At 72.1% G+C, this 13,181-nt stretch carries 13 protein-coding genes; 7 read left to right on the forward strand and 6 right to left on the reverse strand.

The features are described 5' to 3' along the window. Positions 1–74 precede the first annotated feature (74 nt). The 5 genes from IH25_RS0102640 (at position 75) to IH25_RS0102660 (ending at position 5,126) form a co-directional block, all read left to right on the forward strand. The gene (locus IH25_RS0102640) at positions 75–1,334 is read left to right on the forward strand and encodes an MFS transporter (RefSeq protein WP_037654171.1); all 1,260 of its coding nucleotides are present in this window, start codon (positions 75–77) and stop codon (positions 1,332–1,334) included. Continuing rightward, positions 1,306–2,562 carry an amidohydrolase gene (locus IH25_RS0102645; RefSeq protein WP_394298410.1) on the forward strand — a complete coding sequence of 419 codons (1,257 nt, stop codon included), beginning with the start codon at positions 1,306–1,308 and terminating at the stop codon, positions 2,560–2,562. The genes IH25_RS0102640 and IH25_RS0102645 overlap by 29 nt, the downstream gene beginning before the upstream one ends. A 26-nt stretch (positions 2,563–2,588) precedes the next feature. Continuing rightward, complete coding sequence (locus tag IH25_RS41075) at positions 2,589–2,765, forward strand: hypothetical protein (protein ID WP_157846927.1); 177 nt, start codon at positions 2,589–2,591, stop codon at positions 2,763–2,765. Positions 2,766–2,780: 15 nt separating this feature from the next. Continuing rightward, on the forward strand, positions 2,781–3,686 hold the full coding sequence (locus IH25_RS0102655) for a hypothetical protein (protein ID WP_030602145.1): 906 nt from the start codon (positions 2,781–2,783) through the stop codon (positions 3,684–3,686). A gap of 123 nt (positions 3,687–3,809) precedes the next feature. Then, positions 3,810–5,126, forward strand: coding sequence for a COG1361 family protein (locus IH25_RS0102660; RefSeq protein WP_030602148.1), 1,317 nt, complete (start codon positions 3,810–3,812; stop codon positions 5,124–5,126). A gap of 63 nt (positions 5,127–5,189) precedes the next feature. On the opposite strand, the gene IH25_RS0102665 is transcribed toward IH25_RS0102660, so the two are convergent. Further along, a complete protein-coding gene (locus IH25_RS0102665) occupies positions 5,190–5,879 on the reverse strand; it encodes a ScbR family autoregulator-binding transcription factor (RefSeq protein WP_030602151.1) in 690 nt (229 codons plus the stop codon). Positions 5,880–5,991: 112 nt separating this feature from the next. On the opposite strand from IH25_RS0102665, the gene IH25_RS0102670 reads away from it, so the two are divergent. After that, a complete protein-coding gene (locus IH25_RS0102670; RefSeq protein WP_030602154.1) occupies positions 5,992–6,963 on the forward strand; it encodes a ScbA/BarX family gamma-butyrolactone biosynthesis protein in 972 nt (323 codons plus the stop codon). A 240-nt stretch (positions 6,964–7,203) separates the two neighbouring features. Then, on the forward strand, positions 7,204–7,956 hold the full coding sequence (locus tag IH25_RS0102675) for an HAD family hydrolase (protein WP_051753678.1): 753 nt from the start codon (positions 7,204–7,206) through the stop codon (positions 7,954–7,956). A 57-nt stretch (positions 7,957–8,013) separates the two neighbouring features. Here the strand turns inward: IH25_RS0102675 and IH25_RS0102680 are convergent, their stop codons facing one another. From IH25_RS0102680 to IH25_RS0102700, 5 genes are all read right to left on the reverse strand, one after another. Next, positions 8,014–8,667, reverse strand: a complete 654-nt coding sequence (locus tag IH25_RS0102680; RefSeq protein WP_051753757.1) for a DAK2 domain-containing protein — start codon at positions 8,665–8,667, stop codon at positions 8,014–8,016. A gap of 136 nt (positions 8,668–8,803) precedes the next feature. Then, complete coding sequence (locus tag IH25_RS0102685) at positions 8,804–9,769, reverse strand: dihydroxyacetone kinase subunit DhaK (RefSeq protein WP_030602163.1); 966 nt, start codon at positions 9,767–9,769, stop codon at positions 8,804–8,806. A gap of 298 nt (positions 9,770–10,067) precedes the next feature. Continuing rightward, positions 10,068–10,901 carry a carbohydrate ABC transporter permease gene (locus tag IH25_RS0102690; protein WP_030602166.1) on the reverse strand — a complete coding sequence of 278 codons (834 nt, stop codon included), beginning with the start codon at positions 10,899–10,901 and terminating at the stop codon, positions 10,068–10,070. A gap of 6 nt (positions 10,902–10,907) precedes the next feature. Continuing rightward, positions 10,908–11,852, reverse strand: coding sequence for a carbohydrate ABC transporter permease (locus tag IH25_RS0102695; RefSeq protein WP_030602169.1), 945 nt, complete (start codon positions 11,850–11,852; stop codon positions 10,908–10,910). A gap of 9 nt (positions 11,853–11,861) precedes the next feature. After that, the gene (locus tag IH25_RS0102700) at positions 11,862–13,100 is read right to left on the reverse strand and encodes an ABC transporter substrate-binding protein (RefSeq protein WP_030602172.1); all 1,239 of its coding nucleotides are present in this window, start codon (positions 13,098–13,100) and stop codon (positions 11,862–11,864) included. Between the last annotated feature and the right edge of the window lie 81 nt (positions 13,101–13,181).

Raw genomic sequence — 13,181 nt, forward strand, 5'->3', positions numbered from 1 at the left:
CGATTACGCGGTGCGAAGCGGCGGACGGTGCAGGGTGTCCGCCAAGCGTCGCCTCGCACGGCGGGAGGACCCCCTTGCTCAGAACCACCCGGACCACCGCGGTCCTGCTGTTCACCGCCTGGGCCGTCGACTACATCGACCGGCAGGTGATCAATCTGGCGCTGCCGTCGATCGGCGACACCTTCGGGCTCGGCCACGCGGAGCGGGGCGTGATCGTCTCCTCGTTCTTCGTCACCTACGCGCTGACGCAGATTCCCGCCGGCCTGGTCGCCGTGCGCTTCGGCGGTGCGCGGGTCGTGTGCGTGGCCCTTGTGCTGTGGTCGGTCTTCACCGGACTGACCGCCGTCGCCTGGTCGTTCACCGCGCTCGTGGTCTTCCGTTGCCTCTTCGGGGTGGCCCAGGGCCTGTTCCCCGCCGCGGCCATCGACACCCTCAGCCGGCGCAGCCTGCCTCAGCAGCGGCTGACCGCCAACGGCTGGATCCAGAGTTCGAACGCGGTCGGCGGGTTGCTGGCCGCCGTACTGGGCGGGTTGCTGCTGGCCCACTGGGACTGGCGGGTGATGTTCGCGGCCGTGTCCGTGCTGGGCCTGCTGGTGGTGGTCGCGATCCGGCGCGGGCTGCCCGGACCGCTGCCCGCCGCACAGACCGGTCCGCCGCTGAGGCGGCCGAAGGGGGCCGCGACCGCCCTGCTGGGATCGCCGGCCGTCTGGGGCTTCGCGGTGATGTTCCTCGCCTACGACGTCGTCGTGTGGGGGCTCAACAGCTGGAGCGCTTCCTTCCTGATGGAGGAGCGCGGTCTGGCGGTGTCCGACGCGGGGCTGGTGTCCCTGGGGCCGACCCTGCTCGCGGCGGTCGCCGTCGTCGTCGGGGGCCGGCTGAGCGACAGGTTCGAGGGGCGTCCCCGGCGGATCGTCGTCCCGGCCATGTGCGTGGCGGCCGGCCTGCTCGTCCTGTTGCCGCTCACCACCACCCTGGCCTGGTTCGTGGTGGTCGGCACCCTCGTCAGCGGGGCCGTCGGCCTGTGCTACATGCCGTGCTTCTCGGTGCCCCTGCGCAGCCTTCCGCCGGGCCTGACCGGAGCGGCCTCGGGAATCATCCTTTTCGGCGGCCAGTTGTCGGGCATCGTCGTGCCGACCCTGTTCGGTCACATCGTCGACGCCTTCTCCTACCGCACCGCGTTCTGGTCGCTGCTCGTGGGTCCCGTGCTCGCCGTCGCCGCCGTGCTCCGGGTGCCCCAGACCTCCCCCCGTTTCCTGGCGCGTCTGCGCGCCGACGTCACCGACACCCCGAAGGAGGACGACAGTGATACCTCCACTGCCGCCCACCCCGCCTGAGACCGGCCTGAGCCAGGGCCTCGCGGCCCGCCTCCCGCACTGGGAGGAGGTCTACCAGGATCTGCACGCCCATCCCGAACTCGCCTTCGAGGAACGCCGTACCGCCGCCGCCGTCGTCCGCGAACTGGCGGGCATCGGCGGCTGGGAGACCACCGAGCGGGTCGGCCGGACCGGTGTGGTGTCCGTCCTGCGCAACGGCGCGGGCCCGGTGGTCTGGCTGCGGGCGGACATGGACGCCCTGCCCGTGCGGGAGGAGACCGGGCTCCCGTACGCCTCCGTCGAGCCGGAGTTGATGCACGCCTGCGGCCATGATGTGCACGTCGCCGCCCTGCTGGGAGTCTGCCGGCAGCTCGCCGCGCACCCGGGCGCCTGGAGCGGGACGGTGGTGGCCGTCTTCCAGCCCGCCGAGGAGGTGGGCCGGGGCGCGCAGGCCATGCTGGACGACGGTGTCCTCGACCGCTTTCCCCGGCCGGAGGTGGTGCTGGGCCAGCATGTGGGCCCGCTGCCCGCCGGTGTGGTGACGACCAGGCCCGGCCCGCTCATGGCGGCGGCCGACAGCCTCCGGGTCACCCTGTACGGTGCGGGCGCGCACGCCTCCGCCCCTCATCTCGCCGTCGATCCGGTCGTGATGGCGGCGTCCGTGGTACTGCGGCTGCAGACCCTGTCCGCCCGCCTGGCGCCGCTGTCCCCGTCACCGCTCCTCACGGTCGGGGCCCTGCACTCCGGCACCGTCGCGAACGTCATCCCGCACACCGCCGAACTGCTGTGCAGTCTGCGGACGTTCGACACGCAGACCCGTGAACAGGTCCTGGCCGACATCCGGCGCGTCATCCACGCGGAGGCCGACGCCCAGGGCGCCACCCGGACGCCGGACATCACGACGTACGACTCCTTCCCCCTGACCGTCAACGACCCGGCCGCCACCGAGCGCGTCCTGGCCGCCGTGGCCGACGCGGGCGCCTTGGGGCACACCCTGCGCGCGCCGCTCTCGGCCAGCGAGGACTTCGGCCGGTTCGCGACGGCGGCCGGGTGCCCGTCGGTGTTCTTCCACTTCGGCGGCGCGGATCCCGGGGACTTCGACGAGACGGCCGTGGCCGCGCTGGAACGCGGCACGCTCCCGCCGGGCACGGCCATGAACCACTCCCCGCACTACGCGCCCTCCGACCGGCACGCCGTCGCCGCCGGGGTGCGCCACCTCTTGGCCGCCGCCGCGTCGTGGCTGGGCTGAGATCCCGCAACCGGAAGGAGCGGCCGGTGCGGCGCCGGAAGTCCGTTCTCCTCGCCACCGTGCTCGCCCTGTCGGCGGCCACCCCCGTGGCCGCCGCCTCCCCGGCCGACGCCCCCACGCCCACGGTGCCCGCCTGCGCCTGGGAGCCGCTGGGCTATCAGACGTCCAACGTCGCCTATCCGGACACCAATGCCCGGTACTGACTGCTGCGTTACACGGTGCGCAAGCATCTGGTCATCGAACTCGACGGCCGTTTCCCGGACGCGCGCTACGCCTCGGTCGCCACCTACGACGCCCACCGCAGCAGCTTCACGGGGCCGGACGGCACCCCGTCCGCCCTGACCGACCACCAGCTCCTCCCGGACCGGGGCAGCGGCAACCCGTACCGCCGACCCGTCCGTCCCGGCGGCAAGTTCACCGTCACGGTCACGGACACGCCCGCGGGCCGGCCCGACGTCCTGCCGCTCGCGCCCGCCGGCACCCCGGAAGGCGCCGAGGGAACCGCCGTCTACCGGATCTACCTGCCGCACGGGACGTTCCGCCTGCCGAAGGTCACCTTCGTCCAGGGCGGGCACCGCGTCCGGGTGGGGACGTGCGCGGACGCCCTGTCCTCCGCCGCTTCCGCCGTCGGCGCACCCTCCTGGACCACGTCCTCGGCCGGGGAGGGCACCCCGCCCCCGCCGGCGTTCTCCCGGTCGGGCGGTGCCGGTCTCTACCCCAACCCGGACAACGCGTATCCGAGCACCGGTTTCGACGCGCCGCCGACCGGTCAGGTCCTCGTCGTCCGCGGCAAGGCTGCCCAGGTCCGGTACTGGTCGATGTGCGACAACCGGTGGTGGGGGCCGCCAGGTGGTCGCCAACCCGCTGCCGGCGGCGGGGTCGACCCGGGCTGCCGCGCGGACTTCGACACCCGGCTCTCCCCCGCCGGCACCTACACCTACGCCGTCGGTACGGAGGATCAGCGGGCGGCCGTCGAGCGCGTGCCCGGGGGTCACCTTCCTGCCGCTGTCCTCGGCCGCACCGACCGCCCGGCACCTACTGATCCTGCGGAACATGGTGGCCGCGCCCGGCTTCGCCGAGGCGATCCAGCCGGGTCGGGGCCGGAGGGCTGCCTGGGGTCCTGACGTGGTGACAAACGCCAAGTTCCTGCAGGTCAGTTACAACCTTTCGGCCGCGTCGGCCGTCCAAGGGGAGCCCGGTGCGGATCACCGTGCCGGGCTTACCTTCTTTCCGATGTGGGAGATGCCATGAGTTCTGTCTCCGTCGGCCGTGTGCTGCGTCGCGGCGCATGTGCCGGAGCCGTTGGGGCGTTGCTGGTCGCCGGTCTCGGCAGCGGGGTCGCCTTCGCCGACGAGCCGCAGACCGACCGGCTGTGGATCCAGGCACCGTACGAGCAGTCGGTCACCGTGGGCGCGGACGGCGCTGCCGGGGAATACCGGTCCCTGGCGCTCGGCCTGTACCACGACAACTCCAACTTCACCGTGACCGAGGGCCGGTTGACCGTCGATGTCTCGGGGCTGGCCGGGGCCGTGGACGTGGCCTGGCCCGACAACTGCGCGCCGAACGACGCCGGAACGGTCGCCGTGTGCGACACCGGGGACGTGCCCACCGGTTACACCCCGCAGGTCGAGCTGCGGGTGCGGGCCGCCGCCGGCGCCGGCGCGGTCCAGGGCTCGATCGCGTACTCGGCGGAGGCCACCGGGCCCGACGGCAAGCTCGTCGCCCCTGGTACGGAGACCTTCCTCACCGTCGGCTCCGGCCCGAACCTGGGTGTCAAGGCCCCGCAGAGCGTTCGGGACGTGGCGCCCGGGACCACCCTCACGGTGCCGTTCTCCGTCACCAACACCGGTGACCGGACCTCCCACGGCTTCAGCGTGAAGCTGTGGGCGACGTACGGCCTCGATGTCGCCACCCGGTACCCGCAGTGCACCTACACCGGGCCGGACACCGACGACAACGAGTACACGCCCATGACGTACGTGACGTGCTCGTTCGACACCGACATAGCGCCCGGCGCCACGGTGGAGCTGCCGGAGCCGCTGCGGCTCGCCGTGACCGGCCACGCGCTGTACGAGCGGTTCGACTACGAGGTGCAGCCCGGTGGCGGCGCCACCGACCTCGACGGCTCGGACAACGGCCAGGCCTGGAGCATCACCGCCCGCAACACCGCCGACTTCGCGGTGCACGGCACCCGGGTGAGCGGTCAGGCCGGGGACACCGTCACCGCCGCGTTCCGCTTCACCAACGGAGGCCCGGCCTGGGTCGGCAATGTCAGCTCCGGCGACCCGGTCGCCGTGCTCGACTTCTACCTCCCGGAGGGCACGACCGCCACGTCCGTGCCGGACACCTGCCTCGCCGCCGGGTCGTCCCGCTACACCTGCACCCTGCCGATGTGGGCCAAGCCCGACCTCGACGTCAGCTTCCCGTTCCAGCTGCACGTCGACCGGGTCGTACCCGACGCGACGGGCCGCGTCGTCGCCCGGCCCGACTACGGCACGTCGTTCGCCTTCGACCCCGACAGCGGGAACAACTCCACGACGGTGACCGTCAACCCGTCCGCCTGACGACGAGGAGCGGGGCAGGCCGTCGGCCCGCCCCGCTTGCGGGTCCCTCCGTCCCCGGGCCGGCTACGCCTCGGCGCGGGTGAGCACGGCCTGGTCGGCCGACGGCCGCTCCGTCGTGGAAGGGGATGTCCGGGCGGCGTGGACACGGTCGAGCAGGGCCGCCGGGTCCGGGTGGACCTGGAGGGCGGTGAGCAGCAGCCGCCAGAGGTTGTGCAGGTGCTGCTCGATGTGTTCGCGGCCGTCCAGGGCGTCGGAGACGGTGTGGAGGCCGAAGAACGCGCAGACCACGCTGTGCGCGGCGGGCACCGGATCGACACCGGCGGCGAGTTCGCCGTTGGCGCGTGCCTCGGCGAGGAGTTCGGTGACGACCTCGATCCAGTCGACGAAGGGCGTGGGCAGGGGCGCGGCGATGGCCTTGCGTTCCATCCACAGGCGTGAGCCGGCCCGTACGACGACGTCGTCCCGGAAGGCGCGGGCGACGGTGAAGCTCAGCGCCACCAGTTTCTCCAGGGCCGGGCGGCCGGTCGAGCGATGGCGTTCGATCATGCGCGGCCAGGACGCGAAGTGCTCCTCGACCACGGCGAGGGCCAGTTTCTCCTTGCTGGCGTAATGGAAATAGATGGCGCCGCTGGTGCGCCCGGAAAGTGCGCTGATATCGCTGATGCTGGTCCCGGCATAACCCCGCTCATCGAACAATTGTGCCGCGGTTTCCAGCAGAGCCCGCCGTGTCAGATTCGCTCGCACGCGTCGCAACCCTTTTCCGAGGTTCTCGTACCTCTCCTGCCCCTAGGCAATGTAGTACCCGAGCCCGCCCGGACTGTCGAGTCGGTGTGCGGAACGTGCCGAACTGCGGTCTGCTGGGGGAATGGACGCTCGAATCCGTGGCACCGGCGCAGAGCCGCGGGGCCTGAGCTGGTCGCGCACGGTCCCCCGGGAACTGGTCCACCGGGCGTCCGTGGCGGAGGTTCTGCTCACCGACGTACTACGCGTCGACGCGACGCGTTTTCTGGCGGCCGCCTGCTGGTCGCGGTCGCATCCCACCTTTCCGGTCGACGGCCATGCCGTACATCATCCGCTGATGGTGGTGGAGACCTTACGGCAGCTGGGTATTTTCATCCCTTTGCGTTACCTCGGTGTTCCGGTGGACACCCGCATGCTGATCACCGACGTCTTCTTCACCACGGACCCCGGGGCACAGCCACGGGCCTCCCACGGCGCCACCCAGGTCACCTGCCGGGTGCGGGTCACCGGGCTGCGGGCCGGTTCCGACGGGGCAACGGCCGGGTTGCGGCTGCACGCGGAGTTCCAGGCCGGCGGCGCGGTGTTCGCCACGGCCGGCGGCGGCGCCCGGTTCCTCTCCCCCGAACGGTATGCCGCGTTGCGCGGGCCGCTCGCGGGCACCTGCCAGCCCCCGGCGTCGGCCGGGCTGCTCCGGCCCGACCCGGCACGGCTGGGCGTGTCCCATGCCCGGGACGTGGTCATCGGACGCGCCGGGCCCGGCGGCAACGGCGGGCGACGCCGGGACCGGTGGGACCCGAGGGAGGTGCTGGTGGACGCGGCCGACCCCTGGCACCCCTTCTTCTTCGACCACGCCACCGACCACGTGCCCGGGATGGTGCTGCTGGAGGCGGCCCGCCAGGCCGCCGCGCTGGCGAGCGACGGAGCCTTGTCCCGGCCCACGGGTGTCCGGCTGACGGCGCTGCGCTTCACCGAGTTCGCGCCGCCCGCGCGGATCGTGTGTGTGCCGCACCACCGCACCTGCGTCTTCCGGTTCGAGCAGGACAGCGCATGCCCGGCTTTCGGCGTTCTGCACTACCCATCACCCTTGCGAGCGTAACTTTTCGTCACGGCTTGACTGCCATGTGTGACCAAATCTAGCGTAACGATCGTTATGTTCCCTGGTGGGACTAGTCCGTACGGGCGTCAACGCCGACCGTACGAGGTCCGGCCCCGCCCGGAACCCTGCGCCGCCCCGCGCACACGGGTGGCCCGTCGGCGCCGCTCGCACCCCTGCGGTGAGAGGACGTCACACCCCGGTCTGCGCTCCCCGCGGCCCATCCGAACGGAAAGCACACAGATGACGCTTCATCGCATCCTTTCCTGGACACCGGCGGCCGTCGTCTTCGACTGCGACGGCACGCTGCTGGACACCGAACGACACTGGGAGACCGCGCGCCTGCGGGTTCTCGACGACGTGGGCCTCACCCCCGCCCCGGGCTTCGCGGAGCGGGCGAAGGGCCTGCACTACACCGAGTGCGGGCAGCTCATGGCCGACGAGGGAGGCCGCCCCGAACTGGGACCCGATCTCGCCGACCGGCTGCTCGGGCACTTCCGCGTCCTGGTCTGCGACCACCCGGTGACCATGCCGGGCGCCCGCGACCTGGTGCGGGCGGCGGCGGCCTTCGCCCCGTTGGCCGTCGCCAGCAACTGCCCCCGTGACGTGGTCGAACCCGGTCTGGAAGAGGCCGGGCTGCTGCGTCACTTCCGCGCCGTGGTGGTGCCCGAGGGCACGATCCGGCCCAAGCCCGACCCGGACGTCTATCTGACGGCCGCCCAGCGCTGCGGCGCCGATCCGGCCGACACGATGGCGGTCGAGGACACGCACTGCGGGATCCTCGCCGCGGTCCGGGCCGGACTGACGGTGCTCGGCGCCGGCCCCTGGCCCGGCGAGGAGACCGCCGCCCTGACCGACCTGTGGGTCGAGACGCTGGAGGACCCGCGGATCATCCGCTGGGCCACCGAGCGGACACCGCTGCGGACCTCGCCGCCGAAGCCCGCCGCGGCTCCGTCGCCGACCGGTTCGGGGCTTCGGCAGGCCGCGGCTCCGTGACCGCCGTTCCGCGACGGGTGCACGGGGGCTGTCCCCGGCAAACGGTCCGCCGTTCGTTCAGTCCGGCCGCCGCGGCACCGGGCCCGGCACGAACGACGGCAGTCCGGTGACCACGCCGCCGGCCGAGGAGAGCAGCAGACCGACGCCCACCGCACCGGGGTCCGGCACTCCCCTGCCCCGCTCCCCGACGTAACTGGCCCGGCCACGGCGGGCACGCAGGCGCGCCGTCAAGCGCACCCCCTCCCATGCGGCGCGCGACGCATGGGCGAGGGCCACCCGGCTCCCGGCCTGCTCCGGACACACGCGCAGCGCCTCGCACGCCGGATACAGCGCGTCCACGAGGGTCTTGTCCCCCGGCCGTGCCTCGCCGACCCGCTGGACGGCGGCGAGCCCACCGGTGAGACCGGCCCGCAGCGCGGCCACGTCCAGCACCGGGCCGACCGCCGCCAGCGCCAGTTCCGTCAGCAGCAGCCCGAACAGCGGGCCGCTGGTGCCCCCGACCCCGTCCAGGAAGACGGTCGCGACCGTCCGCAGCGGTGCGCCGGCCCGTCCGCCGGCAGCCGGTGACACCGTCCCCGCCCGGTCCAGGGCGCGCACGGACGCGTCGAGCCCCGAGCGGAGATTCGTACCGAAGTCGCCGTCGCCCACCTGTTGGTCGAGCGCGGTGAGCTGGGCCTCGGTGGCCCGGACGGAGGCGGCGAACCTCCGCATCCAGCCTTCGGTGAAGGCCGCGTCCGCGGCGGGGATGTCCGTCCACGTCGTGCTCGCGACAGCGCTGTCGGGGGATGCCGCGTCGTCCTGCGCCGAGTAGTGCTCCAGCATGGTGCCACCTCCTGCCCGCCCTTGGTCACCGGGGCCATGAGGGCGTGTGCGCGGGCGCGTCGAACCATTTGACCGTCTCCGGGTCCGCCCGCATCAGCGTGAGCGAGAAGCCGCGCATGTCCAGCGCGGTCACGAAGTCGCCCACGAGGACGCGTTCGAGGACCAGTCCCCACCGGTCCAGGCGTGCCGCGAGTTGCCGCGCCACGCCGTACAACTCCAGCCGCGTCACCCCGCCGAGTCCGTTGACCAGGGCGATGACCGAGTCACCGGCGGGCGGCTCCAGCGCCGCGAGCAGTTCCTCCGTCATCCGGGTGACCAGCTCGTCCAGGGCCGGCCGGGTCTCCGTACGGCGGGCCCGCTCGCCGTGGATGCCGACCCCCCACTCGAGGTCCCCCTCGGCGAGGTCGAAGGCGGAACGCCCGGTGGCCGGTGTGCGATGTGCGGCCGAGGCGACCGCGAGGCTACGGCAGCGGCCCACCAACTCGGTGCCGATGTCGGCGAGTTCGCGCAGTCCGAGGCCGGTGTCCGCGGCGGCTCCGAGGACCTTCTCCACCAGGACGGCGGCCCCGGTGCCCCGGCGGCCGGTGGCGGACTCGGGTGAGTCCGACGCCAGGTCGTCGTCGATCAGCACGCGGGCGCAGTCGATGCCCTCGTGGGCGAGCCGCTCGGCCGCGATGCCGAAGTTGATGCGGTCCCCCGTGTAGTTCTTCACCAGGTGCAGCACTCCCGCGCCGCGCGACACGGCACGGGAGGCGTCGAACACCTGGCGGTTGTGCGGGGAGGCCATCAACTGGCCGGGGCAGACGGCGTCGAGCATGCCCGCGCCGAGGAAACCGAGGTGCAGCGGTTCGTGTCCGGAGCCGCCGCCCGACACGATCGCCACGCGGCGGCCGGGAGCGGGGTGCCGGGCCCGGAAGAACCCGGCCGCCTCGTCGTGGACGACGAGGTCGGCGTGGACCCGGGCGAACCCGGCCAGTGCGTCGGGGACCATGCGGTCGAGCGAATTCGTGAAGTACACCACTGGCCGGCCTCCCAGACGTCCTCGGCCTCGCAGCGCCCCGGAAACGGGATGCGGGAGGCCGGAAACCACGGTGGGTCGATCGGAGGCACGTCATCCACGGGCGCACAACCCGGGATGCTGCCTCGTGTGTCTCCGGGTCTCACCTGCCTTACGGCGGGCCGCCTCGCGGCTGTCGCCCTAGGATCCGTCTTTCCGGCCATGCTGCGGCTCCCCGGCCCCGACGGCAAGTCGAGCCCGCCCGCACCGGCCGCCGGGCCGGTGCTCCGGGTCACTTCACGGAGCCGCCGGTGATGCCCGCGGCGATGTACTTCTGTGCGAGGACGAGCAGGATCGCGGCGGGGACCGCGGACAGCACGGACGCCGCCATCACCGAGCCCCAGTCGCCCACGTGCGCGCCGATGTACTGGTAGATACCCAGCGTGACCGGTTTGACGTCGTCGGTGGTGTTGAGGGTGAGCGCGAACATGAAGTCGCTCCACGAGAACAGGAAGGCGAACAGTCCCGAGGTGATCAGGGAGTTGCGGCTCATCGGCAGCACCACCCGCACGAAGGTGCGCAGCCGGCCCGCCCCGTCCATCTCGGCGGCCTCGATCACCTCGCCGGGGATGGACTGCATGAACGACCGCATCAGCACGATGGAGAAGGGGATGCCGAGGGAGGCGTCCGCGAGCATCAGCCCGAAGTAGGAGTTGACCAGGCCCAGATCGACGTACGAGGTGTACAGGGCGTTGGCGATGACGATGCCGGGGACCATCTGGGTGATCAGGGTGCCGAACACGATGGTGCGGGTGCCGCGCAGCCGGAACCGGGCCAGTCCGTAGGCGGCCGGGGCCGCGATCGCCAGGCAGATGACGACCGCGCCGAGCGAGACCAGCAGCGAGGTCAGCAGATGACCGCCCTGGTCGTCGAGCGCCTTGGAGAACCCGGACAGGTCCAGGCGGTGCGGCACCGGATCGACCTCCAGCAGCCCGGCCTCGGGCTGGAGCGCGGTGTCGAGCATCCAGTACAGCGGGAACAGCATCACGGCCAGGACGAGCAGCCCGGCCACGGTGGAGCCCCAACGGCGCTGGCGCGCACGCGGTTTCACGTTCTCGGCGGCCATCGCCGGTCACTTCCCCTCGGTGCGGTTGGCCCGCAGGTAGAACACCGCGAAGACAGCGGAGATCAGGATGAGTACGTTGCCGACGACGGCGCCGGCCCCGAAGTCCAGCCGCACGAAGGAGTTCTGGTAGGTGAGCGTGCCCAGGGTCTGGGTGGCGTCGGCGGGGCCGCCGTCGGTGAGGGCGAGGATCAGATCGAGGATCTTGACCGTCGACATGAAGCCCAGGACGAGGACGACCGTGATGACGGGACGGAGCGTCGGCAGGGTGACGGACCGGAAGGTCCGCCAGCCGGAGGCGCCGTCCAGGGCGGCGGCCTCGTACAGCTCGCGGGGGACCTCCTGAAGACCGCCGTACAGGATGACCATGTTGAACGGAATCCCGATCCATATGTTGACGAGGATGACCGAGAGCAGGGCCATGTGCGGACTGGTCAACCATGGAGTGTGACCGTCCAGACCGATGACGTCCAGGAAGGAGTTCAGGACCCCCGTGTCCTGGTCCAGGATGCGCCGCCACACGATGCCGGAGACGACCATGGGCACCAGCCAGGGCAGCAGGATCAGCGACCGCAGGACGCCGTTGAGCGGAAACCTGCGGGTGAAGAAGACGGCGAGGGCGAGGCCCGCGCAGAACTGGCCGAGCAGTGAGCCCGCGGTGAAGACGAGCGTGTGCCACAGGGCCTTGCCGAACAGGGCGTCCCGGAAGACCGCCGACCAGTTGTCGAACCCGTTGAGGGGCGCCTCGCCGGTGAAGAACGTCTTCGGCGTGTAGTGCTGGAAGCTCATCACGACGTTGCGGACGAGCGGGTAGCCGAAGAACAGCAGCATGAACAGCACGGCGGGGGCGACGAACCCCCACTGGGCGAGAGGTCGCCGGTGCCGCGGCCGGGTGGCGGCCGGTACGCCGGCCGTGGGCGCCGCGCCGCGCGCGGTGACAGTGGGCGTGGTCATCTGCGTACCTCAGTTCCCGCTCGTGGCCCGCTGCTGGGCACGCTGGAGGGCGGCCTGGCTGGACTGGCCGGTCAGGGCGGCCTGGAAGGCGCTCTGCAGGGCGAGCGACACGGCCGGCCAGCCGGCGCCGAGCCGGGCCGTGCGGGACCGGGCCGCGGCCACCTGGTCGGCCAGCGCGTCCAGTTGGGGCACCTGCCCGCGCCAGACGGCGGCGGCCTTCTCGTTCGCCGGGACCGTCCAGCTGTGGCGCGCGTAGGTCAGCTGCTCGCGCTCGCTCGTCAGGCAGCCGACGATCTTCCCCGCCATTCGCTCCCGCCGCTCGTCGCCGGTGTCCGGGACGGTGAGCACGGCACCGCCCAGCGGGGCCACGGACTTCGCGCCGGGCCTCGGCACGGGGATCCGCGCGATGCCCCAGTGCAGGGACTTCTCCGTGTTCAGGGTCTCGACCTGCCACGGGCCGTTGATCATCATCGCCGCGTTGCCCGCCATGAACTGGTCGTTGACGTCGGCCTGGGTCCAGCCCACCGTCGACTTCGACAGCGAGCCGTCCTTCAGCAGGCCCTTCCAGTAGTCCAGCGCCTCGACGACCCTCGGCCCGTCGAGGCGGGTCTCGTCGCCGCCGTTGGACCACATGAACGGCGTGAACTGGAAGACGCCGTCCTCGGCGCCGCCCGCGCTGAGCGCGAGGCCGTAGCGCTTGCCCCGGGTCAGCTTGCGCGCGGTCTCGCGCAGCTCCGCCCAGGTGGTGGGCACCTTCAGGCCCGCCTGGTGGAGGAGGTCCTTGTTGTAGAAGAGCGCGAGGGTGTTCACCGACCGGGCGGCTCCGTAGTAGGTCCCTTTGTAGGAGCCGAAGTTGACGATGCCGCGCGGTACGCCGTCGGTGTCCAGGCCGAGCGTCCTGAGGTCGGTCAGCCCGCCGGCCTCGGCGAACACCGGCATCTCCGAGGCGTCGAACTGCACGATGTCCGGCAGCGACTTCGAGGAGGCCATGCGCAGTGCCTTGGTCATCACCTGGGCCGCCGGAACGCTCTGCTGCTCGACGGTGACGCCGAGCCGTTCGCCGCACCGGGCCATCGCCTCGGCGTCCCAGCGGTGGTACGTCTCGTCGGTCGAGGAGTTCAGCACGGTGTAGACGGAGCCGTCGCGCTGCCGGCCGCAGCCGGTCAGCGCCGCCCCGGCGAGCAGGGCGCAGACGACGGCCAGAGGTATCACGGCCCTGCGGGAGCGTCTATTGAAGCGCTTCGACATGTGCGGCCCTTGCTGTCGTACCGTCCGGCAGCGGTGCCGGACGCCTTTGTTTATGGTGATGACTAATACGCCATGCACGGG

It is taken from the genome of Streptomyces achromogenes subsp. achromogenes (assembly GCF_000720835.1).
Classification (GTDB): Bacteria; Actinomycetota; Actinomycetes; order Streptomycetales; family Streptomycetaceae; genus Streptomyces; species Streptomyces achromogenes.